At 63.7% G+C, this 22,001-nt stretch carries 25 protein-coding genes and 1 pseudogene; 7 read left to right on the top strand and 19 right to left on the bottom strand.

What is annotated here, in order from left to right:
- Positions 1-122: 122 nt before the first annotated feature.
- From QQL28_RS20285 to urtA, 15 genes are all read right to left on the bottom strand, one after another.
- Positions 123-1,781 carry a CHASE domain-containing protein gene (locus QQL28_RS20285; RefSeq protein WP_284268069.1) on the bottom strand — a complete coding sequence of 553 codons (1,659 nt, stop codon included), beginning with the start codon at positions 1,779-1,781 and terminating at the stop codon, positions 123-125.
- A gap of 294 nt (positions 1,782-2,075) precedes the next feature.
- Positions 2,076-2,699, bottom strand: a complete 624-nt coding sequence (gene ureG / locus QQL28_RS20280) for an urease accessory protein UreG (protein WP_284268068.1) — start codon at positions 2,697-2,699, stop codon at positions 2,076-2,078.
- Positions 2,700-2,861: 162 nt separating this feature from the next.
- Positions 2,862-3,590: an urease accessory protein UreF gene (locus tag QQL28_RS20275; RefSeq protein WP_284268101.1), complete on the bottom strand. Its 729-nt coding sequence runs from the start codon at positions 3,588-3,590 to the stop codon at positions 2,862-2,864.
- Complete coding sequence (gene ureE / locus QQL28_RS20270; RefSeq protein WP_284268067.1) at positions 3,571-4,233, bottom strand: urease accessory protein UreE; 663 nt, start codon at positions 4,231-4,233, stop codon at positions 3,571-3,573. Before ureE ends, QQL28_RS20275 begins: the two co-directional genes overlap by 20 nt.
- A gap of 15 nt (positions 4,234-4,248) precedes the next feature.
- Complete coding sequence (locus QQL28_RS20265) at positions 4,249-4,548, bottom strand: putative quinol monooxygenase (RefSeq protein WP_284268066.1); 300 nt, start codon at positions 4,546-4,548, stop codon at positions 4,249-4,251.
- 127 nt (positions 4,549-4,675) lie between these two features.
- Positions 4,676-6,391 carry an urease subunit alpha gene (gene ureC / locus QQL28_RS20260; protein WP_284268064.1) on the bottom strand — a complete coding sequence of 572 codons (1,716 nt, stop codon included), beginning with the start codon at positions 6,389-6,391 and terminating at the stop codon, positions 4,676-4,678.
- 34 nt (positions 6,392-6,425) lie between these two features.
- The gene (locus QQL28_RS20255) at positions 6,426-6,965 is read right to left on the bottom strand and encodes an HD domain-containing protein (protein WP_284268062.1); all 540 of its coding nucleotides are present in this window, start codon (positions 6,963-6,965) and stop codon (positions 6,426-6,428) included.
- Positions 6,966-7,144: 179 nt separating this feature from the next.
- Positions 7,145-7,450: an urease subunit beta gene (locus tag QQL28_RS20250; RefSeq protein ID WP_284268060.1), complete on the bottom strand. Its 306-nt coding sequence runs from the start codon at positions 7,448-7,450 to the stop codon at positions 7,145-7,147.
- Between the two features lie 9 nt (positions 7,451-7,459).
- Entirely contained in the window at positions 7,460-7,762 is a 303-nt protein-coding gene (locus tag QQL28_RS20245; protein ID WP_284268058.1) for an urease subunit gamma, read from the bottom strand.
- A gap of 22 nt (positions 7,763-7,784) precedes the next feature.
- Positions 7,785-8,630 carry an urease accessory protein UreD gene (locus tag QQL28_RS20240; protein WP_284268056.1) on the bottom strand — a complete coding sequence of 282 codons (846 nt, stop codon included), beginning with the start codon at positions 8,628-8,630 and terminating at the stop codon, positions 7,785-7,787.
- Positions 8,631-8,665: 35 nt separating this feature from the next.
- Positions 8,666-9,361 carry an urea ABC transporter ATP-binding subunit UrtE gene (urtE, locus tag QQL28_RS20235; RefSeq protein ID WP_284268055.1) on the bottom strand — a complete coding sequence of 232 codons (696 nt, stop codon included), beginning with the start codon at positions 9,359-9,361 and terminating at the stop codon, positions 8,666-8,668.
- Positions 9,362-9,364: 3 nt separating this feature from the next.
- Entirely contained in the window at positions 9,365-10,126 is a 762-nt protein-coding gene (urtD, locus tag QQL28_RS20230) for an urea ABC transporter ATP-binding protein UrtD (protein ID WP_284268054.1), read from the bottom strand.
- Between the two features lie 6 nt (positions 10,127-10,132).
- Positions 10,133-11,293, bottom strand: coding sequence for an urea ABC transporter permease subunit UrtC (gene urtC, locus QQL28_RS20225; protein WP_284268053.1), 1,161 nt, complete (start codon positions 11,291-11,293; stop codon positions 10,133-10,135).
- Complete coding sequence (urtB, locus tag QQL28_RS20220; protein WP_284268052.1) at positions 11,290-12,897, bottom strand: urea ABC transporter permease subunit UrtB; 1,608 nt, start codon at positions 12,895-12,897, stop codon at positions 11,290-11,292. The genes urtC and urtB overlap by 4 nt, the downstream gene beginning before the upstream one ends.
- A gap of 83 nt (positions 12,898-12,980) precedes the next feature.
- A complete protein-coding gene (gene urtA / locus QQL28_RS20215) occupies positions 12,981-14,303 on the bottom strand; it encodes an urea ABC transporter substrate-binding protein (RefSeq protein ID WP_284268051.1) in 1,323 nt (440 codons plus the stop codon).
- A 509-nt stretch (positions 14,304-14,812) separates the two neighbouring features.
- On the opposite strand from urtA, the gene QQL28_RS20210 reads away from it, so the two are divergent.
- From QQL28_RS20210 to QQL28_RS20200, 3 genes are all read left to right on the top strand, one after another.
- Positions 14,813-16,291 (top strand): DEAD/DEAH box helicase, encoded by a 1,479-nt coding sequence (locus QQL28_RS20210; RefSeq protein WP_284268050.1) that lies wholly within the window; start codon positions 14,813-14,815, stop codon positions 16,289-16,291.
- Positions 16,292-16,315: 24 nt separating this feature from the next.
- Positions 16,316-16,606, top strand: coding sequence for a translation initiation factor IF-1 (gene infA / locus QQL28_RS20205; protein WP_284268049.1), 291 nt, complete (start codon positions 16,316-16,318; stop codon positions 16,604-16,606).
- Between the two features lie 269 nt (positions 16,607-16,875).
- Complete coding sequence (locus QQL28_RS20200; RefSeq protein WP_283038183.1) at positions 16,876-17,088, top strand: cold-shock protein; 213 nt, start codon at positions 16,876-16,878, stop codon at positions 17,086-17,088.
- 86 nt (positions 17,089-17,174) lie between these two features.
- Here the strand turns inward: QQL28_RS20200 and QQL28_RS20195 are convergent, their stop codons facing one another.
- From QQL28_RS20195 to QQL28_RS20180, 4 genes are all read right to left on the bottom strand, one after another.
- A complete protein-coding gene (locus tag QQL28_RS20195; protein WP_284268047.1) occupies positions 17,175-17,756 on the bottom strand; it encodes a TadE/TadG family type IV pilus assembly protein in 582 nt (193 codons plus the stop codon).
- Positions 17,757-17,774: 18 nt separating this feature from the next.
- Positions 17,775-18,362 (bottom strand): TadE/TadG family type IV pilus assembly protein, encoded by a 588-nt coding sequence (locus QQL28_RS20190; RefSeq protein ID WP_284268046.1) that lies wholly within the window; start codon positions 18,360-18,362, stop codon positions 17,775-17,777.
- A 144-nt stretch (positions 18,363-18,506) separates the two neighbouring features.
- Entirely contained in the window at positions 18,507-19,319 is an 813-nt protein-coding gene (gene cpaB / locus QQL28_RS20185; RefSeq protein ID WP_284268045.1) for a Flp pilus assembly protein CpaB, read from the bottom strand.
- 149 nt (positions 19,320-19,468) lie between these two features.
- On the bottom strand, positions 19,469-20,296 hold the full coding sequence (locus QQL28_RS20180) for a sterol desaturase family protein (RefSeq protein WP_284268044.1): 828 nt from the start codon (positions 20,294-20,296) through the stop codon (positions 19,469-19,471).
- Positions 20,297-20,579: 283 nt separating this feature from the next.
- Between QQL28_RS20180 and QQL28_RS20175 the strand changes: the two genes are divergently transcribed.
- From QQL28_RS20175 to QQL28_RS45920, 4 genes and pseudogenes are all read left to right on the top strand, one after another.
- Entirely contained in the window at positions 20,580-20,744 is a 165-nt protein-coding gene (locus QQL28_RS20175; RefSeq protein ID WP_284268043.1) for a Flp family type IVb pilin, read from the top strand.
- 75 nt (positions 20,745-20,819) lie between these two features.
- Positions 20,820-20,954, top strand: coding sequence for a hypothetical protein (locus tag QQL28_RS20170; protein ID WP_284268102.1), 135 nt, complete (start codon positions 20,820-20,822; stop codon positions 20,952-20,954).
- A gap of 112 nt (positions 20,955-21,066) precedes the next feature.
- Complete coding sequence (locus QQL28_RS20165; protein WP_284268042.1) at positions 21,067-21,591, top strand: A24 family peptidase; 525 nt, start codon at positions 21,067-21,069, stop codon at positions 21,589-21,591.
- A 128-nt stretch (positions 21,592-21,719) separates the two neighbouring features.
- Positions 21,720-21,866: pseudogene (locus QQL28_RS45920) on the top strand (Flp pilus assembly protein CpaB); the annotation flags it as partial.
- Positions 21,867-22,001: the final 135 nt, after the last annotated feature.

The raw sequence follows: 22,001 nt of genomic DNA, 5'->3' as shown, positions 1-22,001 counted from the left end.
TGGGAGAGGGTGCGTTCGCGAAGCGAGCGCGGGTGAGGGGTTCTGTCTCCGCGCCCGCAACTGCCTTTTGCATTCTCGGATAGAGCCCCTCATCCGTCGCGCTTAGGAGCGCGCGGCCGCTGCTACCGCACCGGCCTGACCGGCGCCGAGAATTTTTCCGTGCGGTCGCGCTCGGTCATGTCGACGACGGTCTCCATCGGTGCGGTGAGCTCGTAGATATAGGAGGCGTCGGTGAAGTAGCGCTTGGCGGTGCCGCCGAGCGCTTCCGGCGCAACGCGGTCGAGCAGGATCAGGCCGAAATCGGAATCGGCGCGACGCGTCGCTTCGCTGGTGTTGAACTCCTCCCATCGGAAATGGAAGACCGTATCGGGCTCCTCGCCCGTCACCGTCCAGTTCGCGGTGATGTGCGGATGCTTGCCTACCAGAGACAGGCCCTCGTCGGAATGCGAGGCGAGCTCGAAGAACAGCAGCGACAGGCTTTGCGCGGCACGCGCGCTGACCGCGATGTCGGGCCCGCTGATGGCGATGCGATCGGCATGCGGAATGGCGCGCGCCTCGAACAGGCCCTTCAGCTTGACGCCCTGCCACTGGCTTTCGCTGAGCAGCGAAACCACGTTGGACATCGCGTGGATGCGCCCGATCAGCAATTCGCGCGCGACGTCGATGTCGGAGCCGTGGCGCAGCGTGCGCGTCACGATCGACTGGATCACCGCCAGAATGTTCTTCACGCGATGGTTCAGCTCGTCGATCACCGCCGTCAGCCGGCGCTCGAATCCGATCCGCACCTGGATTTCGCGGCTGAGCCTCAGATTGTTGTAGGCGACATAGCCGAACAGGCCGCACACCATTGCCGTGATCGCGAAGCCGATCGCCGCGACGATGACGGCGGTCTGCTCGGCGCGCCGCGCCGAATTGGTCTTGGCGAAGTAGCTGAGCTGCCAGTCGCGGCCGCCGAAACTGACCGAGCGTGTCGAGGACGGCAGCGGACCATCCTGCGCGATAGTCCGCGCGCTGACGATACCCTGGTCGTTGGCGATCAGCTCGCCGCCGGTCGCGCGCGGGTCGCGCAACGCGACCGAGAACAGCGACATATCGTCATTGGTCAGCATCAGCGAGGCGAGTTCGTAAGAAAAGGTGATGAACCCGGCAGGCTCCGCCGCACCTTCCGGAATGACGGGCGCGGCCACGATGACGCCGATGGGTCCGTTCGGACGCAGCAGCGGCACCGGATCCGAAGCGACCGACTTCTTCTCGGCCATCGCGCGCGCCAGCATCGCGCCGCGCACGCCGTCCTGATCGTAGCTGCGGCCGGGCAGCGCCTTGGTCTCCTCGCTGCGCGGCTCAAGATCCATCAGCACGTTGATCGGCTCGGTGATCTTCGTGGTGTCGAGCGGCGTGTCGTCGTAGTTGCGGATGCTCGCATTGGGAAAGCCGGCGGAGCTGAGCGCCGCCTGCGCCGCGCTCAACTCCGTCGGCTTGAGCCGGGCGATCCAGGAGGCGACCACGAAGTCGGTCTTGAAGGCATAGATGGCCGAGCGCAGCGGCTCCAGCATGTTCGGCTTGATGACGGCGGGCGTGCGGAACAGGCCGGAGGCGACGCGCGCCAGGAGCTCGCGCTCGGTCAGGCGGTCCTGCACCAGGCTGGCATGAACGTCGATCGCGCGGGCCAGCGCGATGCGATCGATTGTCAGCTCCTGATCATGGACGCGATAGGCCGCGAGCCCGGAGAGCAGTATCCCGAGCAGCGCGATAAAACCGATGATGAATCCCAGCCGAACCACTCGTTTACTCAGAAGGTGAGAGGCTGGCGAATAACACGGAGCATCTGAACGCCGCTCGAACGGCCAATTGCCGAAAGAGAGTGAAACCCCACGGAAAGCGATAATGAAGGAGGAGCCATCGGGACGCAACTTGGGTCGACCGGAATGCTTAATCCGCCAGCCAAGACGTCAGCGCTCCGGGCACCGGAGTTAGTTAATCACCGTGGCGAACATTGGTTCCGCGGAGACACATTTTGCCGCAGATATTAACGGGTCGCGCCAGACCGTTTCCTGTCGCCGCGGGCAAGGCTCCCTTCAGCCCGCCCTTTTCAGCCCGCCTTTGGCCTCGATGAAGCCGATGATGCGGTCGAGTCCCTCGCTCTTCTTCAGGTTGGTCATGACGAAGGGCCGCTCGCCGCGCATCCGCTTGGCGTCGGTCTGCATCTTCTCCAGCGAGGCGCCGACATGCGGTGCAAGGTCGATCTTGTTGATGACCAGGAGGTCGGAGCGCGTGATGCCCGGCCCGCCCTTGGACGGTATCTTGTCGCCCGCGGCCACGTCGATGACATAGATGGTGATGTCGGCGAGCTCCGGGGAAAAAGTGGCAGCGAGATTATCGCCGCCGGACTCGATCAGCACCAGATCGAGGCCGGGAAACTTTGCGCGCATATCGGCAACCGCCGCCAGATTCATTGAGGCGTCCTCGCGGATCGCGGTATGCGGGCAGCCGCCGGTCTCGACGCCGGCGATACGGTCCGGCGTCAGCGAGCCCGAGCGCACGAGGTATTCCGCATCCCACTTGGTGTAGATGTCGTTGGTGATCGCCGCGATGTCATAGCGCTCGCGCATGGACTTGCAGAGCAGATCCATCAGCGCGGTCTTGCCCGATCCGACGGGGCCGCCGACACCGACACGCAGGGGGCCGTGAGAAGTCGCCATATCGATTGCACTTTCCTTGTCGTCCTGGCGGAAGCCAGGACCCATTACCACTGGATTTTATTGTAGCGGCAAACTGGGCCACCTCCGCCGCCCATAACCACGAGCATTTGTGGTTATGGGTCCTGGCTTTCGCCACGACGACGAAGGAGTCTGCCGCACCACTCACGACCTGAACAGCCGCGTATATTGTGTCTCGTGCCGCAGGCTTGCGAGGTCGGCGCGGAACGTCGCGCTGCCGAGATCGTCCAAGGTCGCGCTCAACGCGCGCGCAGCGGTCGCGGCCACGGCAGGCTCCAGCGATGCGAGCACGCGCTGGCTGTCGGTCTGGCCGAGCGGGATCAACCGGCTCGCCGCCGAAATCCAGTTCGAGACCAGCGCGTGCAGAAAGGCGTGCAGCGTGGGCTCGAGCCGGACGCCGTGGGCGCTAGCGACCACGCCGACCGCGACGGGATAGACCAGCGGCCCCGCGCAGGCCGCGACCATCGCGTCCAGCCCATCCGCATTCCAGGCCGCGCGCGCGATGTCGATGAAGGCCCGGCCCTGCGCCGTGGTCTCGAGCTGCCGCTCGCGCGAGGGCACTAAGGCGACCGCAAGCTCCGCGGTGTCGCGCAAGCGAGCTTCATCGCCCGCCTCCGCCGCGAGAAATGCCTGCACCAGGAAGGTGGCATCGCAGAAGCCAGCGCCGTCGCCGAGCATTGCGTCGAGCCAGTTCGCGAGCGTCGCTGTGTCGGTGATATCGCCCGCCTCCACCGCCCATTCGATGCCGCTGGAGTAGGAGAAGCCGCCGACGGGAAACGCCGGCGACAGCCACGTCATCAGCCGGTAGAGCGCCGCCGCCTCGCGTTCCGTCAGGCGGCCGGCGCCAGCCGGCTCATTTGTGGTCATGAGCATGGCCGTGGCCGTGATGATGCTCGGGGTGGTCGCAATGCCCGTCGTGGTGATGATGGTGACCGTGATCATGGTCATGAGCAGCATGATCATGGTGGTGATGGTCATGGCCGTGGTCATCATGGTGATGGTGGCCATGATCGTGTTGGTGATGCCCGTGATCATGATGCGCATGGTCATGATGCGTATGATCATCATGTCCATGCGCGTGGCCGGCATCGGCATAGGCGCCGCCTTCGGGATCGAACGGCGCCTCGATCTCGATCACCCGCGCGCCCAAGCCCTTCACCATCGCTTCGATGACGTGATCCCGGCGGATTCGCAGGCTCTTGGCCATGATCTGCGTCGGCAGGTGCCGGTTGCCGAGGTGCCAGGCGACGCGGGCGAGATGGAGCGGATCGCGGCCGCGGATCTCGAGCAGCGGCTCGGGAGCCGCCACCACTTCGACCAGCCGGCCATCCTCCAGCACCAGCGCATCGCCGCCGCGCAGCGCGACGGCGTTCTCCAGGTCGAGCAGGAATTCGAGACCCCGCGTTCCCGTCATCGCCATGCGGCGGCGGTGCCGATCGTCGAAATCGAGCACCACGGTATCCGCCGGCGCGTCCGTGAAGCGGTGCTGTCCCTTAACCTGCGTCGCCCGGATCATATTGCTGTCGTCCTGTTACCGTACTTCGACCTTCTCAGGCGTGATCACTTCGATCTTCGGCGGCGCCGTGAAGCATTTCACCGCGACGCGGCCAAACGTCTTCATGTGCTCCATGCCACGATGCGGCACCAGCGCCTCGGCATTTTCCCACTGCTCGACGAAAACCAGTTTGCTCGGGTCGGTGACGCTCTCATGCAAATCATAGGCGATATTGCCCGGCTCCTTCCGCGTCTCCTTGATGCAGGCGGTGGCGGCTGCGATGAATTCGGCGCGCGTCTCAGGCTTGATGGTCAGGGTGGCAACGACATAGATCACGAGAAATCCTCCCGGCTTTTCTTCTGGCTTCAAGATGCCGGGCGCGACATTAGACCAAGCGCGACGAGACGCAAAACCGGAAAATCCGCCCTCGGACAGGCTCCGAGGGCGAGCGTTCGCGCTAATTTCAGTACATGAAATACCGCTGCGCCATCGGCAGCACCTCGGCCGGCGCACAGGTCAGGAGCTCGCCGTCGGCGCGCACCTCATAGGTCTCCGGATCGACCTCGATATTGGGCGTGGCGTCGTTGTGGATCATGCTCTTCTTGGAGATCCTGCCGCGGGTGTTTTGGACGGCATAGAGCTTCTTGTCGATGCCGAGCTTTCGCGCAAGGCCGCCGGTGACCGCCGCCTTCGAGGTGAAGACGACGGAGGACGCCGTGCGCGCCTTGCCGAAGGCGCCGAACATCGGCTGGTAATGCACCGGCTGCGGCGTCGGGATCGAGGCGTTGGGATCGCCCATGGGCGCAGCAACGATCGTGCCGCCCTTGACGATGCAGTCCGGCTTGACGCCGAAGAAGGCCGGCGACCAGAGCACGAGATCGGCGAGCTTGCCCTTCTCCACCGAGCCGATCAGCTTTGACACGCCATGCGCGATCGCGGGATTGATCGTGTATTTCGCGATGTAGCGCTTGACGCGAAAATTGTCGTTGTCCTTGCCCTTGTCCTGCGGCAGGGACCCGCGCTGCTTCTTCATCTTGTCGGCGGTCTGCCAGGTCCGGATGATGACCTCGCCGAGGCGACCCATGGCCTGCGAATCCGAAGACATCATCGAGAGCGCGCCGAGATCGTGCAGGATGTCTTCGGCGGCAATCGTCTCCTTGCGGATGCGGCTTTCGGCAAAAGCGAGATCTTCCGCGATCGAGGGATCGAGGTGGTGGCACACCATCAGCATGTCCAGATGCTCGTCGATGGTGTTGCGCGTGAAAGGGCGCGTCGGATTGGTCGAGGACGGCAGCACGTTCTTCAGGCCCGCGACCTTGATGATATCGGGCGCGTGGCCGCCGCCGGCCCCCTCGGTGTGGAAGGCGTGGATGGTGCGGCCCTTGAAGGCCTTGATGGTGTCCTCGACAAAGCCGGACTCGTTCAGCGTGTCGGTGTGGATCATCACCTGGATGTCGTGAGCGTCGGCAACCGACAGGCAGTTGTCGATCGCCGCCGGCGTCGTGCCCCAGTCCTCGTGCAGCTTCAGCGCGCAGGCGCCGGCCTTGATCATCTCGACGAGGGCCGCGGGCCGTGAGGCATTGCCCTTGCCGGAAATGCCGAGATTGACCGGGAAGGCGTCGAACGACTGGATCATCCGCCCCATGTGCCACGGACCCGGCGTGCAGGTTGTGGCGAAGGTACCGTGCGACGGGCCCGTACCGCCGCCGAGCATCGAGGTGACGCCCGACATCAACGCGTGCTCGATCTGCTGCGGACAGATGAAATGAATATGGCTGTCGAAGCCGCCGGCGGTGAGGATCTTGCCTTCGCCCGCGATCACGTCGGTGCCGGGGCCGATGATGATGGTGACGCCCGGCTGGATGTCGGGATTGCCGGCCTTGCCGATGGCGGAGATCATGCCGTCCTTGATCGCAACATCGGCCTTGACGATGCCCCAGTGGTCGACGATCAGCGCGTTGGTGATGACGGTGTCGGCCGCACCCTGCTTGTTAGTGACCTGCGACTGCCCCATGCCGTCGCGGATCACCTTGCCGCCACCGAACTTCACCTCCTCGCCATAGGTGGTGAGATCCTTCTCCACCTCGATGATGAGGTCGGTGTCGGCGAGCCGCACCTTGTCGCCGACGGTGGGGCCGAACATGTCGGCATAGACTGAACGCTTCATCTTGACGGACATCACAAGCCCCGTTTGATTTTGAATGTTTGGCCGGTCACAGCGAGGCCCTCGCTGCTTTCACGGCATCGTCGAATTTCGTATCGAGCCATGGATTGCCGCCGCGGCAGCCGGCGACCACCTGCTCGGCCCAGCCGGTGTAGTCGGCAAGATCGTCGCGCTCGTCGGGACTCGGGTCGGCATGAATACGCGCGCCGACATTGCTGATCTTGTCGGCGATCTTGATCAGCTTTGCGCCCGCGGATTTCTTCGGCGCGTCGATCACCTGCCGGCGTCGCCGCTCGGCCTTCGGCAGGCTCATGTCGTCGGTGCATTCGACGACGAGGGAGGCAACGCGGTCGGAGAATTTCTGCGCGAGCTCCTCACGCGTTGTCTCGGTGTCCTCGATCGCATCATGCAGCCAGCCGGCCGCCACGAGCTCGGCATCGGCGCCATCGGTCGCGGTCGCGAGCAGGTTCGCGACCTCCGCGAGATGATTGATGTAGGGCTCGTTCCCCCGCCCTTTGCGGGCCATGCCATTATGCCGGCGCGCGGCCAGCTCGGCAGCTTCGGAGATGAGGCGGACGGCGGAGAGCATGGCGGTCACAATCCACCTCGATGACGAAGTCCGCGATAGACGGAGCCTTGCAGAATTACTTCCGTCAGCGCCCGTGGCTCACCCCTCTCCCCAACCCTCCCCCGCAAGGGGGGAGGGAGCCTGACCGGTGTGCTCACCTCACTATAGATCACGGACTACCTTTTGCCTTCAGCAGAAGCTCACAGCTTCCCCATCACGTCGCCGCGGAAACCGTAGATGGTTTTCTTGCCGGCCATCGCCACGAGCTGAACATCGCGGGTCTGGCCGGGTTCGAAGCGGACGGCGGTGCCGGCGGCGATGTCGAGACGCATGCCGCGGGCTTTCTTGCGATCGAATTTCAGCGCCGGATTGGTTTCGAAGAAATGGTAGTGCGAGCCGACCTGGATCGGGCGGTCGCCGGTGTTGGCGACCGAGAGCGTGACGGTCTTGCGGCCGGCATTGAGCTCGATCTCGCCGTCCTTGATGAAGAGTTCGCCGGGGATCATGCTCTGCTCCTACCTGATCGGCTCGTGGACGGTGACGAGCTTGGTACCGTCCGGGAACGTTGCCTCGACCTGGATGTCATGAATCATCTCGGGGATGCCCGACATCACCTGGTCGCGGGTCAAGACCTGCGCACCGGCCTGCATCAGCTCGGCGACGGTGCGACCGTCGCGCGCGCCTTCGAGGATGAAATCGGAGATGATGGCGATCGCTTCGGGATGGTTGAGCTTGACGCCGCGCTCGAGTCGGCGCCGCGCCACGATGGCCGCCATCGAGATCAGAAGCTTGTCCTTTTCGCGGGGAGACAGGTTCATGCGAAATCTCTTCGTTAGTTCATCAATTCAGCCATAGCCGTGGCAGCGCGGCGCCGGTGCGCGCCAGCACCGCCATCATGTCGGCGCGCAACGCGGCCGCATCTTGGGCACAGAACCGCGCCATTGCAAAGCCATTCCAGGCGGATATCCCGACCTCGCCGACGAAAGATTCCGAGGCTTCCCTGATGCGCTCGACCAGGGCCTCATTGCCTGGGACGATCAGCGCGGTGCCGATCGCGGCGCCACCCTTGGCGACGGCAGGGCGCGCCAGCTTGGCGCCGATATCGCCGTCGAGCCTGACGGTCTCGGCGAACACCAGCCGGCCGCCGCGGGAGAGCCGCCAACGGTCGACGAACTCGCCCTGCTCCATGCGCTCACCCATCGCGGTGCGGCCGAACACGACGATCTCGCAGAGCAGGAGCGAGGCCGCGTCATCGAGCACGATGTCGAAGCGGCGATGGACACGGGCGCGATCAAACAGGATCGTCTCCTGGGGCAGCCAGGACAGATGCGCGCCCGCGGCGACCTTCAGGGCAATATTGAGCTCTGCGGCCGCGCCCGGCGCACGATAGACCTTCTCGGCCGCCGCCGTGGTCAACGTCAGGCGCGTACCTTCGCCCGCCGAAATCTCGACATCGAAGCGGTCCCCTCCGGCAACCCCACCTGCAGTGTTGACGAACACGCCGGAGAGCCCCTCGCCTTCCGGCGAGGGAAAACGCACGCGCAAGGAGCCGGACTCATGCAGGGCTCCGCGCCGCGTCACGCCCTCGCGCGCATGGACGTCGAAGCGTACCGCGCCGCGGGCGCGGTTGGCGTCGAACACCAAAGACTCCAAGCTAGAAGAATTGGTTGAAACGTCGCTGCGCATCCGCCTCCCCAGCCGGTCGCGGCAGAATGAAAGGCTTACAGCGCCATCTGGCGGCTGATCTCGCCGGGATCGAGGTTGGAGCGGTCGCAGGTGTATTTCACCGCGCCGCGATCCATCACCGCGAAACTGTCGCCGAGTTCGCAGGCAAAGTCGAGATATTGTTCGACCAGCACGATGGCGATGTTGCCGAGGTTTCGGAGATACGAGATGGCGCGGCCGATGTCCTTGATGATCGAGGGCTGGATGCCCTCGGTCGGCTCGTCGAGCAGCAGCAGTTTTGGCCGCATTACCAGCGCGCGGCCGATCGCGAGCTGCTGCTGCTGGCCGCCGGAGAGGTCGCCGCCGCGGCGGCCGAGCATGGATTGCAGCACCGGGAACAGCGAGAACACGTCGTCGGGGATATGGCGGTCGTCGCGCTTGAGCGGACCGAAACCGGTCTTGAGATTTTCCTCGACCGTGAGCAGCGGAAAGATCTCGCGGCCCTGCGGCACGAAGCCGATGCCCTTGCGCGCGCGCTCATACGGTTTCAGCGCTGTGATGTCGCTTCCATCGAACACGATCGCGCCCGAGGAGATCGGATATTGCCCGACCATGGCGCGGAGCAGCGAGGTCTTGCCGACACCGTTGCGCCCGAGCACACAAGTCACCTTGCCGGGCTCGGCCGCGATCGAGACGCCACGCAGCGCCTGCGCTGCGCCGTAGAACAGGTTGATGTCCTTGACCTCAAGCATCGCTCAGCGTCCCAGATAGACTTCGATGACCCGCTCGTTGGACGAGACCTGGTCGATGGTGCCTTCGGCAAGCACCGAGCCTTCGTGCAGGCAGGTGACCTTCACACCCAGCTCGCGGACGAAGGTCATGTCGTGCTCGACCACCATCACGGTGTGGTTCTTGTTGATTTCCTTGAGCAGCTCGGCGGTGAGGTGCGTCTCGACGTCGGTCATGCCGGCGACGGGCTCGTCGACCAGGAGCAGCTTCGGATCCTGAGCCAGCAGCATGCCGATCTCAAGCCACTGCTTCTGGCCATGGCTTAGGCTGCCGGCGAGGCGACCCCGCGCATCGGTGAGCCGGATCGTCTCCAGCACCTTCTCGATGCGTTCGGATTCCGCCTTGCTGCCGCGCCAGAACAGCGTGCCCTTGACGCTGTGATCGACATTGAGCGCGAGCAGGAGATTGTCCTCGACCGTCTGGCTCTCGAATACGGTCGGCTTCTGGAATTTGCGGCCGATGCCGAGCTCGGCGATGCGGGTCTCGTCGAGGCGCGTCAGGTCGGTGACGCCGTCAAACAGCACGGTGCCTTCGTCCGGCTTGGTCTTGCCGGTGATGATGTCCATCATCGTGGTCTTGCCGGCGCCGTTCGGGCCGATAATGGCGCGCATCTCGCCGGGCGCCAGCGTCAGCGACAGGTTGTTGATGGCATGGAAGCCGTCAAACGAGACGTGCACGCCGTCGAGATAGAGCATCGCGGAAGTCGCGCGGGTATCCATGACGTTCATTTCCGCCTACTCCGCCATCTTCGGTTCGCTGACGCCGTCCTCGGCGGCCTCGTTTGCCACGCCGTTCTTCGCCTTGAACGGCTCCCACCAGGCATTGAAGGTGCCGACGATGCCCTTCGGCAACAGCAGCGTCACTAGGATGAACAGCGCACCCAGCATGAACAGCCAGTAGGGCGCGAGCACGCCCGAGGTGAAGAAGGTCTTCGCATAATTGACGACGACGGCGCCGAGCGCCGCGCCTGCCAGGGTGCCGCGGCCGCCGACCGCGACCCAGATCACCGCCTCGATCGAATTGCCCGGCGCGAATTCGGAGGGGTTGATGATGCCGACCTGCGGCACGTAGAGCGCGCCGGCGACGCCGGCCATGCAGGCCGACACCGTGAACACGAACAGCTTGTAGGACTCGACGCGATAGCCGAGGAAGCGCGTGCGCGATTCCGCGTCGCGGATCGCGATCAGCACCTTGCCGAGCTTTGAGGTGACGATGGCCCGGCAGATCAGGAAGCCGACGATCAGGGCAAGGCAGCTCAGCGCGAACAGCGTGGCACGCGTGCCCTCCGCCTGCACGTTGAAGCCAAGGATGTCCTTGAAGTCGGTCAGGCCGTTGTTGCCACCGAAGCCGAAATCGTTGCGGAAGAAGCCGAGCAGAAGCGCATAGGTCATCGCCTGCGTGATGATCGACAGGTACACGCCGGTGACGCGCGAGCGGAAGGCGAGCCAGCCGAAGCAGAAGGCGAGCAGGCCGGGCACGAACAGCACCATCAGCGCCGCGAACCAGAACATGTCGAAGCCGTACCAGTACCAGGGCAGCTTCTGCCAGTTCAGGAACACCATGAAGTCGGGCAGGATCGGATTGCCGTAGACGCCGCGGGTGCCGATCTGCCGCATCAGGTACATGCCCATGGCGTAGCCGCCGAGCGCGAAGAACGCGCCGTGGCCGAGCGAGAGGATGCCGCAATAGCCCCAGATCAGGTCGATCGACAGCGCCAGGATCGCGTAGCAGACATACTTGCCCCAGAGCGCGACCAGATAGGTCGGCACCTGGAAGAACGAGCCGGCGGGCAACAGCAGGTTGGAGAGCGGAATCAGGATGCCGCAGGCGGCGACGATGGCGAGAAACATCGTCGCGCCGCGGTCCAGCGATCGCGTGAGCATGTGAGGGGTCATGCTTCCACCGCACGGCCCTTGAGCGCGAACAGGCCGCGCGGGCGCTTTTGAATGAACAGGATGATCAGGACCAGGATCGCGATCTTGCCGAGCACGGCGCCGGCGACCGGCTCCAGGAACTTGTTGGCGATGCCGAGCGTGAAGGCGCCGACCAGCGTGCCCCAGAGATTGCCAACCCCGCCGAACACCACGACCATGAAGCTGTCGATGATGTAGCTCTGGCCGAGATTGGGACTGACATTGTCGATCTGCGACAGCGCGACGCCGGCGATGCCGGCAATGCCGGAGCCGAGGCCGAAGGTCAGCGCGTCGACGCGAGAGGTGGCGATGCCCATGGAGGCCGCCATGCGGCGGTTCTGCGTCACCGCGCGCATTTCGAGGCCGAGCGCGGTGTAGCGCAGCATCGCGAGCAGGATCGCAAACACGGCAAGCGTGAAGCAGAGGATCCAGAGCCGGTTATAGGTGATGGTGATCTGGCCGAGTTCGAAGGCGCCGCTCATCCAGGAGGGGTTGCCGACCTCGCGGTTGGTCGGGCCGAACATGGTGCGCACCGCCTGCTGGAGCACCAGCGACAGGCCCCAGGTCGCAAGCAGCGTCTCGAGCGGGCGGCCGTAGAGAAAGCGGATGATGCTGCGCTCGATCAGCACGCCGATCGCGCCTGAGACCAGAAAGGCCAGCGGCACGGCGATCAGCAGCGAATAGTCGAACAAGGCGGGGTAGCGGGTGCGGATCACCTCCTGCACCACGAAGGTGGTGTAGGCGCCAAGCATCACCATCTCGCCATGGGCCATGTTGATGACGCCCATCACGCCGAAGGTGATGGCGAGGCCGATCGCGGCGAGCAGCAGCACCGAGCCGAGCGACAGGCCGTACCAGGCATTCTGCACCGTGGACCAGACCGCGAGCGAGCTCTGGATCGAGCCGATCGCGCTTGCCGCGGCCTTGGTCACCGAAGCCGGCTGGTCGCCCATGCCGGTCAGCAGCGCCAACGCTTCCTGGTCGCCGCGCGCCTTGAGGGTGGCGACCGCCTCGAGCTTCTCGACCTCGGTGGCGTCGGACTTGAACAGCAGGATCGCTGCGCGGGCTTCGCCGAGCGCAACCTTGACGGATTTGTTGGTTTCCTTGGCAAGCGCGCCATCGACCGCCTCGAGTGCGGTCTCCTCGTGCGACTTGAAGACGGATTGCGCAGCCTGCAGGCGCACCGCCAGATCCGGCGACTGAAGCGTCAGGCTGCCGAGCGCGGCATCGACGCTGCGGCGCAGACGGTTGTTGAGACGCACCGCGCTCGCGCTGTCGGGAACGCTGGCGACGGGCTCACCGGTTGCGGCATCGATCGACTTGCCGTCGGCGCCGACGACGTAAACCTTCTTGCTGTCGGGGTCGGCCATGAGACGGCCGTCCTGGAGCGCGCTGATGATCGGAAAGGCCAGCTTGTTGCCGCTGCTCGCGACGACGCCGATCGCCTCATCCGTGTCGGAAAAATCGTCATTGGCGAATTTGGCGACCGCATCCTCGAACGGACCGGCGAAGGCCGGCAGCGCGAACGCGATCAGGAATAACGAGAGCGCAAGCGCACAGAGACGGGCTGGCAAGTTGGCGAGCACTGTGAATAACCCCGGCAGAAATGGGTGGAGAAGGCGGCGGGATCGCCGCCTTCCCCGTTTCGTACAGTCAAGTCAGGCCTGGATCAGGAGCCAGAGCCGAGGCACTTGTTGGTCTTGACGTTGTAGTTGCCGCACTTCTTCTCGACCCAGTCGCCGATCAGGTCCTTGGAGCCGTCCAGCTCCTTCGACCAGGCGTCGCCCGGAACGAGGCTCGGGGTCTTCCAGACCACGTCGAACTGGCCGTTGCCCTTGATCTCGCCGATGAACACCGGCTTGGTGATGTGGTGGTTCGGCAGCATCTTGGAGGTGCCACCGGTCAGGTTCGGTGCCTCGATGCCGGGAAGCGCATCGATCACCTTGTCCGGATCGGTCGACTTCACCTTCTCGACCGCCTTCACCCACATGTTGAAACCGATCACATGCGCTTCCATCGGGTCGTTGGTGGTGCGCTTCGGGTTCTTGGTGTAGGCCTGCCACTCCTTGATGAACTTCTCGTTCGCCGGAGTCTTGATCGACTGGAAGTAGTTCCAGGCGGCGAGATGGCCGAGCAGCGGCTTGGTGTCGATGCCGGCGAGCTCTTCCTCACCCACCGAGAACGCGACCACCGGGATGTCCTTCGCCTTGATGCCCTGGTTGCCGAGCTCCTTGTAGAAGGGAACGTTGGCGTCGCCGTTGATGGTCGAGACCACCGCGGTCTTCTTGCCGGCCGAGCCGAACTTCTTGATGTCGGCCACGATCGTCTGCCAGTCGGAGTGACCGAACGGCGTGTAGTTGATCATGATGTCTTCCTGGGCGACACCCTTCGACTTCAGATAGGCTTCCAGGATCTTGTTGGTGGTGCGCGGATAGACGTAGTCGGTGCCCGCGAGCACCCAGCGCTTCACCTTCTCATCCTTCATCAGGTAGTCGACGGCGGGAATCGCCTGCTGGTTCGGCGCCGCACCCGTGTAGAACACGTTGCGCTCGCTCTCCTCACCCTCGTACTGCACGGGGTAGAACAGGATGTTGTTCAGCTCCTTGAAGACCGGGAGCACCGACTTGCGCGACACAGAGGTCCAGCAGCCGAACACGACGGCGACCTTGTCCTTGGTGATCAGCTCGCGCGCCTTCTCGGCGAACAGCGGCCAGTTCGAAGCGGGATCGACGACGACGGCCTCGAGCTTCTTGCCGAGCACGCCGCCCTTCTTGTTCTGCTCGTCGATCAGGAAAAGGATGGTGTCTTTCAGCGTGGTTTCGCTGATGGCCATGGTGCCCGAGAGAGAATGCAGCACGCCGACCTTAATGGTGTCGTCTGCGGCCTTTGCGCCGGTAATGGAAGCCAGACCCAGCATCAGTCCGGCGGTCGCGGCGAGCAAGCCGCGGCGGCTAAATGACGCCGCTATATCGTGAGTGGATTTAGTAAGCATGAGCTATCATCTCCCTGACGCAGACGTGAAAACGCTGCGAACGGCCCCACGGCCGCCAGCGGTTAACGGAATCGCAAGAACCGTGCCATGGGCTTGGGGACAGATAAGTCTTTGGTTTTAAATAAGAATCTTGCTGGAACCAAGGATTTGCCACACTTGGTCCGCTTAAATCTTGAGCAGAAAAAATGTATGCTTATGCGGCATCCAGTCTATTTTTTGATCAAAAAATGCTCGCTGTCTAATTTTCCGGCATAACTATTCGTGCACCGCAATGCCAACCTGCGGCCGCGCCGCCTTGAAAGCGCCCCCGGGATGTTCCATATCAAGCTCCGAAACCCCAACGAATCATTCGAATGATCAAGGGGTCGTAGCGAGCCGCGTGTTCTTAAGCCCGTTTGGGCCTCTGGCTTGCCCCTCTTATCAAGCAATCCGACACCCCAAACACGCAGGTGTCTTCTCGACACCCTTGCGCGCGCCACGCGGAAACAGCGTGGGCGCTCGCTTTTGACATGGAAAGAACCCCTCTTTTGACTTCCTTTCAGGACTTCGGCCTGGCCGATCCCATTTCGCGTGCCCTCAAAGAAGAAAATTACGTCACGCCAACCCCCATTCAGGCCCAGACCATCCCCCTGGCATTGACCGGACGCGATGTCGTCGGCATTGCCCAGACCGGCACCGGCAAGACCGCATCCTTTGCGCTGCCGATCCTGCACCGCCTACTGGACAACCGCGTCAAGCCGCAGCCCAAGACCTGCCGCGTGCTGGTGCTGTCGCCCACCCGCGAGCTGTCCGGCCAGATCCTCGACAGCTTCAACGCCTATGGCCGCCACATGCGCCTGTCCTCCACGCTCGCCATCGGCGGCGTGCCGATGGGCCGCCAGGTCCGCTCGCTGATGCAGGGCGTCGAAGTGCTGGTGGCCACCCCCGGCCGCCTGCTCGACCTCGTGCAGAGCAACGGGCTGAAGCTCTCCAGCGTCGAGTTCCTCGTGCTCGATGAAGCCGACCGCATGCTCGACATGGGCTTCATCAACGACGTCCGCAAAATCGTCGCCAAGCTGCCGATCAAGCGCCAGACGCTGTTCTTCTCCGCCACCATGCCGAAGGACATCGCCGAGCTTGCCGACTCGATGCTGCGCGACCCGGCCCGCGTCGCCGTCACCCCGGTGTCCTCGACGGCGGAACGCATCCGCCAGCGCATCATCCAGGTGGATTTCTCCGCCAAGCCCGCGTTCCTGACCAAGCTCCTGAAGGACGAGCCGATCGACCGCGCGCTGGTTTTCACACGCACCAAGCACGGTGCCGACAAGGTGGTGAAGACGCTGGCCAAGGCCGGCATCGCCTCCAACGCCATTCACGGCAACAAGTCGCAGAACCATCGCGAGCGGACGCTGGCCCAGTTCCGCTCCGGCGAGATCCGCACCCTGGTGGCGACCGACATCGCCGCCCGCGGCATCGATGTCGACGGCATCAGCCACGTCATCAATTTCGACCTGCCGAACGTGCCGGAGACCTATGTCCACCGCATCGGCCGCACCGCACGGGCCGGCGCCGACGGCACCGCGATCTCGCTGGTCGCAGGCGGTGAGGAGCTCAGCTATCTCCGCGACATCGAGCGCCTGATCCGCGTCGCGCTCCCGCGCGAGGATCACCGCACCGACGCCGGCCGCGAAGCGGCGCATGCGCCATCTGCTCCCGCGAAGCAGCATCGTCCGGGCCGCCCGGGTCCGCGCCCGCAGGGCGCGCGGCATGGCGATGGTCGGCATGGCGACGGACGGCATGTGGATGGCAGGCCCGGCGACGCCCACAAGGCCTCAAAGGGGTCTCGCCGCCGCCGTTCCGGTGGTAAGGTGAATTCGTCACCAAACGATCGGCCGGAACAGCGTCCCGCGCATGGCGCCGGCCACTCCGATGGGATACAAGGCGTTGCGTTTTTACGCCGCGAGAGTCGTCCGAACGGTCGGCCCAACCGCAAACCCTATTCGCACTAGCCGTCCCACGACCTGGAGAAATTCATGGCTAAGGAAGAGCTGATCCAGTTCGAAGGACTGGTCACCGAAATCCTCCCCGACGCACGCTACCGTGTGCAGCTCGACGCCGGGCACGAGATCGTCGCCTACACCGCCGGCAAGATGAAGAAGAACCGCATCAAGACGCTGGCGGGGGACCGCGTAACTGTAGAGATGTCGCCCTATGACCTGGAGAAAGGACGGCTGATTTTCCGGCATAAGGACGAACGTCCGGGTCCGACCGGCGGTCCGCCGCGGGGCGCGGCTCAGCGCGGCGGACAATTCCGCCGCCGTTAAGGCCCGCGGCCGCGCCGCGGTACGGAAGTAGAGTTCTGGCCTGATGTGATCTGCCGCCCGCCCGGGCGGCGGATCAAAAAATCGTGCACGTCAGGATTGTTTTGAGACCCCCTTTCCAATAAAATGAATTAATCGATTTTCGGCCGGACGACATTAGCATCCACCGGTACAGCCGGTTCAGACACGCTGACGACCCTTCCAAAAATTCGATCGAACCAGCCCGCGAGAGTGGGCTTTGACATTGTGTTATCTGAGAAGGGACTACCCACGTGAGCATGGGAACCGTGAAGTGGTTTAACGCGACCAAGGGCTATGGTTTCATTCAGCCCGACGACGGCGGCAAGGACGTGTTCGTGCACATCAGCGCCGTGGAGCGGGCCGGCCTCGGCACGCTGCGCGAAGGCCAGAAGATCTCCTACGAGATCGTGGCCGACCGTCGGTCCGGCAAGTCGGCCGCCGACAACCTCCGCTCCGCCGGCTAAGGCTGTCCCGCTCCAAGCGGACTTGAGCAAACGAAACGGCCGTGCGTCGCGCACGGCCTTTTTTCATGCCCAAAAATCCGATCGGCTCAGTACGTCGTGCAGGTCGTCGACGGGCTGTACCAGACGCAGGTGGACAGGCGCGGGCGCGCATAGGCGACGTCGCTCAGCGTGATCGCGTTCTTGAGCACGTAGCCGATCGTCGGCGTGTAGACGTAGCTGACCTCGCTGAAGATCAGATAGGTGCCGCCGATCGCGAGCGTCGTGGGGATCGTCACCACCGAGGCCTGCGAGCGCGGCGAGGAGCCCTTGCTCCATTGCACGCGCGCCACCTTGCTCGTGGGATCGATGTAGAGCTCGCTGATCGTCGCGGAGGTGACCGTGCTGTCGTAGTACGGCGTCATGATGCCGTAGGACGCAGCGAAGAAGTTGGTCATGTCGGTGTCGCCGACCGACGTCGATTGCGAAGTGAGGTCGGACAGCGTGCGCGCCATCATCGTGACCTTGCGGTCGATCGCCACCCCCGACGAAACCTCGACGGTACCGAACAACATCACCAGCATCAGCGGCACCACCACCGCGAACTCGGTCGCCGCCAGCGCGAGGCTGTCTGCGCCGAAATCGCGCGCGGCGGTGGCGGCGCTTCGCCAGATGTTCGCAATCGCCTGCATGGCTCCGCTCGGATCCGTTCAGTTCGAATAGGGCTCGTTCTTGAAGGCGGCCGTCGCCACCAGGAGGCGCTTGCTGCCGGCGAGATTCGAGATGTTGTAGCCGAGCCCGGTGACGTAGAGCGGCCACTGGTAGAACAGCCGGACGACCACGATGTCGCCGGCGCTACCGGCGCTGTAGCCCATGTTCGTATCGAAATTGCCGGCCGAATCGATGTGGCTCGGCAGCGTGACCGCCGAGAACGACGAATAGCTCGAGACGTCGACGTAGAGACTGCTGCAATCGAAGAACAGCGCCGGGATCTGGGTGCAGACGTAGTTCTTGAACGTCGTCTGCGTGCAGGCCGCCGCAACCCCGGAGACCGCGCAGGCCGACACCGAGCCGGACTGCGCCTGGCCGGTCAGGACCGAGCGCGCGGAATTCTGCGTGACGGTCTCGAGTACCTGGCCTGCGAAGAACATGATCGCGGTCTCGAGGATCGCGAACAGCAGCGCGAAGAAGATCGGCGCGACCAGCGCGAACTCGACCGCCGCAGAGCCGCGGCGGTTGCGGCGAAACCGCTGCATCATGCTGCGGCTCGAAAACGTCCAGACGGCAGGCGATGGCATCAAGGAAGGTCCCCAGCGGCAGCGACCATCTGCTGCTCGGATAGTAGAAAGTGATTGGTTTTCAGACGATCGGCCGAGCACGGATCGTGCCGCTAACACCGCGTAAACCAATTTCCGATCGCGACTGCGTCGGCGCAATGGAGGCTATTTTCGGCCACACAAGGGCTTGCAGTTGAGCACCTCCGTGGTGGAGGCGCCACGATAGACTGTGATGAGGTTGCTGGTGTCGTTCTCGGCAACGACCTTCTTCTCGTTGTCGGCAATGCTGCGCAATGCGAGAGATAGGGTGCCGCTCTGACGCGATGCAGCCAGCAGTTCGACTTCGCTGGGGGTCAACTCCAGGGTGGCGGTCCTGCCCACAACCGCATTCTGCCCCTCTTTCTCTTTGGGGGCCTGATCGATCGCAAGAACACGTATGTTGGTCAGAATGGCTTGCGACGAAATGCTGTCGGTCTGAGGCCCCTCCGAGTTGGCAGGCGGTTTCTCGCGCTTCGTGAGGATCACGTCCACGCGATCATTCGGCAATATGAAGCCGCCTGCGCCAGTCTCGGCAGATATCTCGGTCGAAATTGCGCGCTTGCCCGAGGGCAGGATGGCCGCCATGAAGCCGGAACCGTCTGCCTTGACCAGTTTCTGCTCTCGGATCGGCTCACCCGCGATGAACGGTTGACGCGCAATCGAACCGGTAATTTGCGTGATTGCTTCGGGACGATCGGGACGGCGAATGAAACTGCCACTGGCCGAAGATTGCGTCCACGTCTGCCACTGAAGTTCGTTGGGGCCGACCGTCTGTCCCAATCCGATGTCGATCTTGGCCACAAGAACGTCAACGGTCGGCAATTGGGCGACTTGTTGAGGCGGCGGGGGACCGCTATCCGACGAACTGCTTGCGAGATAGGCAGCGAGGGCGCCGGCTATGAGGGCGATCGCCAGGACAATAAAACGCGCGGGCTTCATAACTTTACTCTCACACTACCCCGAGCGGATTCTCCGCCGTTCTGGAAGATAGCCGGCCAGACGTCAAAGTGACGTTAATGAAGCTGATGCAACTCGGGCGAACGGCGGCTGCGGCCCGGCCTTTCCGGTGGGCGCGCGAGGTCCCCGATCTAGTGGCGGAACGGATAGGCAAGCTGGCCGCCGATCTCGCTCGGCATCTCCGCTTCGTCCTTGCCATACTCCTGCGGCAGCTCGTTCGCCGGCATCCGGAAGGTCCCGAACAGGATGTCCCAGAGCGGAAAGGTGCCGGCAAAATTGGTATTGCCGCCCTGCTCGAGCGAGGTGTGGTGCCAGCGGTGAAAGACCGGCGTCGCCAGCACGTATTTGAACGGTCCGAGCGTCCAGTTGAGATTGGCGTGCACGAAGGCCGAATGGAAGGTGGTGAACGGCCCGAGCCAGATCATCACGTTCGGCGAGATGCCGACGGTGAGCAGCACGACGTCGACGCCGATCGTGCCCAGCACCAGATTCACCGGATGAAAGCGTGCCGCCGAGATCCAGCCCAGTTCCTCCGAGGAATGATGGATCGCGTGGTATTTCCAGAAGCCGCCGCCGTGAAACAGCCGGTGCAGCCAGTACAGCATGAAATCCGACAGGATGAGGAACAGCGCCGCCTGCGCCCATAGCGGCAGCTCCGACAGCGGACCATGGCCGTTGTCGTAGAAGGCGATCAGCTCGTCGGGATCGTGGATGTTGAAGACGACGCCAGCCGCGACGATCAAGAGCCCGATCCGCATCGTGCGGGCGAACACCGGCACGAAGAACCAGTAGCAGATGTCGGTGACGATCTCGCGCTTGCGCCACCACGGCACGCCGGGATTGCAGGCCCAGAAATGCTCGAGCACCGTGAAGACCACCGCGAGCGCCGCGGTAACGGGAATGACCTTTGCGATGGTCTCGCCAAGCATCAAGGCGACGTCCATGGGCAGGCTCGACATCAGCGTCTCACTTCTCATCTGTATCGGCTCTACGCCTACGCTTCGAAATTTAAGGGAGCGTGAAGCCGCACTGCATATCGGCGGCCATTGTTGCCGCGGGCCGCCGATGCCTCGAAATTCGAGCGCGCGCCTTAAGAGGAAATTGACTCTGCTGAAAAGCATCACGCCACGATCGAGTTTCCGTGATCAGGTTAACCGTACCGCAACGGCTGGGCTCTCATCCTCACAACGCTTGAGAATTGCGCCGAACGAGGCCACCCCACACCCACATGGAGTTTTGCTCATGAAGAACCTGATTGCGCGTTTCGTGAAGGATGAATCCGGCGCCACCGCCATCGAGTACGGCCTGATCGCCGCCGGCATCGCGCTCGCGATCATCACCGTCGTCAACAACCTCGGCACCTCGCTGAACGCCAAGTTCGGCTCGATCAGCAGCTCGCTGAAATAAGCGTCCGACCTGCAGCAGAAGCCCCGGATACGTCCGGGGCTTTGTCTTTCCGAAAAGTCTCGAGTTCCAGTGGCGTTGCGTAAGACCAGAACCGAAGCCGTGTTGGAGACGGCAGCTTCCGCGCACAGCGAGGCGCCGACCTATTGGGTCTGCCTTGCGCTGTTGCTCGCTCTGGTTACGCTCGCGGCCCGGATCGCCAGCATCTGGTGATCTCCGCCGCACGCGCGGCGCCGCATCCCGTTTCAGGTTTGTTTAACACTGGCGGCTAGAATCCCGCGAGCTCCGATCCCGCGCCGGCCAGCGCTCCCTCAAGAAGCAGATCATGATCCTCGACCTCGCGCGCCTTCTGCTCTTCCCGGCCCTGATGGCCTTCGCCGCCGCGAGCGACCTGCTCACGATGACCATCTCGAACCGGGTGTCGCTGGCGCTGGTCGCCGGCTTCTTCATTCTTGCCCTCGCGGGGGGCATGGCGCCTTACGAGATGCTGACCCATGTCGGCGCCGGTGCCCTGATGCTGGTCGTCGCATTCGCCTGCTTTGCCATGGGCTGGATCGGCGGTGGCGACGCGAAAGTCGCAGCCTCCGTCGCACTGTGGTTCGGCTTTACCCACCTGATGAACTTCCTGCTCTACGCCTCGCTGTTCGGCGGCGCGCTGACCTTGCTGCTGCTCCAATTCCGGCAATGGCCGTTGCCTTACGGACTTGCCGGACACGCCTGGCTCGCGCGACTGCACGCCAAGGAGGGCGCCATCCCATACGGCATCGCGCTCGCGATCGGCGCGCTGATGGTCTATCCGGAGACGGAATGGGTGAAAGCGATTGATCTCGCTCACCTCGCGCTGCGCTGAACACACCGGATAAACCCGGCGTTAAGGCGATTTAGATACGCCTCATTAACCATGCTTTGACGTTTAGCTGGTCAACTTGCCATCACGGCGGCGGCAGCGTCGCGGCGTTTTGTGGAAAGTGAAGCGTAATGAATACCGCACGCATTGTCGTCCTGACGGTCGCTATCGGTGCCGGCGGCATCGCCGCGTACCTGGCGAGCGGGTCCGACAGCCCGGCTCCGATCGCGCCGGTCGCTCAGCTTCCGAGCGTCGGCGGCTTCATCCTACCCAATGACCGCGTCGACGTGCTGCTCACCCGGCACGGCAAGAGTGCGCGGCGCAGCGTCGCCGACGTCAATGCCCTGAACGACAATAAAGACGAACCGGCGCGCAGGCGCGGCGAGACTGTTTCGGTCATTCGCTTCGGCATT

The organism is Bradyrhizobium iriomotense (genome assembly GCF_030160715.1).
Classification (GTDB): domain Bacteria; phylum Pseudomonadota; class Alphaproteobacteria; order Rhizobiales; family Xanthobacteraceae; genus Bradyrhizobium; species Bradyrhizobium iriomotense.
This window is presented reverse-complemented; position numbering and strand designations above follow the sequence as displayed.

What these genes read in the sequence shown, in the direction of transcription:
- ureG (WP_284268068.1), bottom strand. Translation starts at nt 2,699, where the DNA reads ATGGCGACTTCTCACGGCCCCCTGCGTGTCGGTGTCGGCGGCCCCGTC.
- QQL28_RS20275 (WP_284268101.1), bottom strand. Translation starts at nt 3,590, where the DNA reads ATGCTCATGACCACAAATGAGCCGGCTGGCGCCGGCCGCCTGACGGAA.
- ureE (WP_284268067.1), bottom strand. Translation starts at nt 4,233, where the DNA reads ATGATCCGGGCGACGCAGGTTAAGGGACAGCACCGCTTCACGGACGCG.
- ureC (WP_284268064.1), bottom strand. Translation starts at nt 6,391, where the DNA reads ATGTCCGTCAAGATGAAGCGTTCAGTCTATGCCGACATGTTCGGCCCC.
- QQL28_RS20255 (WP_284268062.1), bottom strand. Translation starts at nt 6,965, where the DNA reads ATGCTCTCCGCCGTCCGCCTCATCTCCGAAGCTGCCGAGCTGGCCGCG.
- QQL28_RS20250 (WP_284268060.1), bottom strand. Translation starts at nt 7,450, where the DNA reads ATGATCCCCGGCGAACTCTTCATCAAGGACGGCGAGATCGAGCTCAAT.
- QQL28_RS20245 (WP_284268058.1), bottom strand. Translation starts at nt 7,762, where the DNA reads ATGAACCTGTCTCCCCGCGAAAAGGACAAGCTTCTGATCTCGATGGCG.
- QQL28_RS20240 (WP_284268056.1), bottom strand. Translation starts at nt 8,630, where the DNA reads ATGCGCAGCGACGTTTCAACCAATTCTTCTAGCTTGGAGTCTTTGGTG.
- urtE (WP_284268055.1), bottom strand. Translation starts at nt 9,361, where the DNA reads ATGCTTGAGGTCAAGGACATCAACCTGTTCTACGGCGCAGCGCAGGCG.
- urtD (WP_284268054.1), bottom strand. Translation starts at nt 10,126, where the DNA reads ATGAACGTCATGGATACCCGCGCGACTTCCGCGATGCTCTATCTCGAC.
- urtC (WP_284268053.1), bottom strand. Translation starts at nt 11,293, where the DNA reads ATGACCCCTCACATGCTCACGCGATCGCTGGACCGCGGCGCGACGATG.
- urtA (WP_284268051.1), bottom strand. Translation starts at nt 14,303, where the DNA reads ATGCTTACTAAATCCACTCACGATATAGCGGCGTCATTTAGCCGCCGC.
- QQL28_RS20210 (WP_284268050.1), top strand. Translation starts at nt 14,813, where the DNA reads ATGGAAAGAACCCCTCTTTTGACTTCCTTTCAGGACTTCGGCCTGGCC.
- infA (WP_284268049.1), top strand. Translation starts at nt 16,316, where the DNA reads ATGGCTAAGGAAGAGCTGATCCAGTTCGAAGGACTGGTCACCGAAATC.
- QQL28_RS20195 (WP_284268047.1), bottom strand. Translation starts at nt 17,756, where the DNA reads ATGCAGGCGATTGCGAACATCTGGCGAAGCGCCGCCACCGCCGCGCGC.
- QQL28_RS20190 (WP_284268046.1), bottom strand. Translation starts at nt 18,362, where the DNA reads ATGCCATCGCCTGCCGTCTGGACGTTTTCGAGCCGCAGCATGATGCAG.
- cpaB (WP_284268045.1), bottom strand. Translation starts at nt 19,319, where the DNA reads ATGAAGCCCGCGCGTTTTATTGTCCTGGCGATCGCCCTCATAGCCGGC.
- QQL28_RS20180 (WP_284268044.1), bottom strand. Translation starts at nt 20,296, where the DNA reads ATGTCGAGCCTGCCCATGGACGTCGCCTTGATGCTTGGCGAGACCATC.
- QQL28_RS20175 (WP_284268043.1), top strand. Translation starts at nt 20,580, where the DNA reads ATGAAGAACCTGATTGCGCGTTTCGTGAAGGATGAATCCGGCGCCACC.
- QQL28_RS20165 (WP_284268042.1), top strand. Translation starts at nt 21,067, where the DNA reads ATGATCCTCGACCTCGCGCGCCTTCTGCTCTTCCCGGCCCTGATGGCC.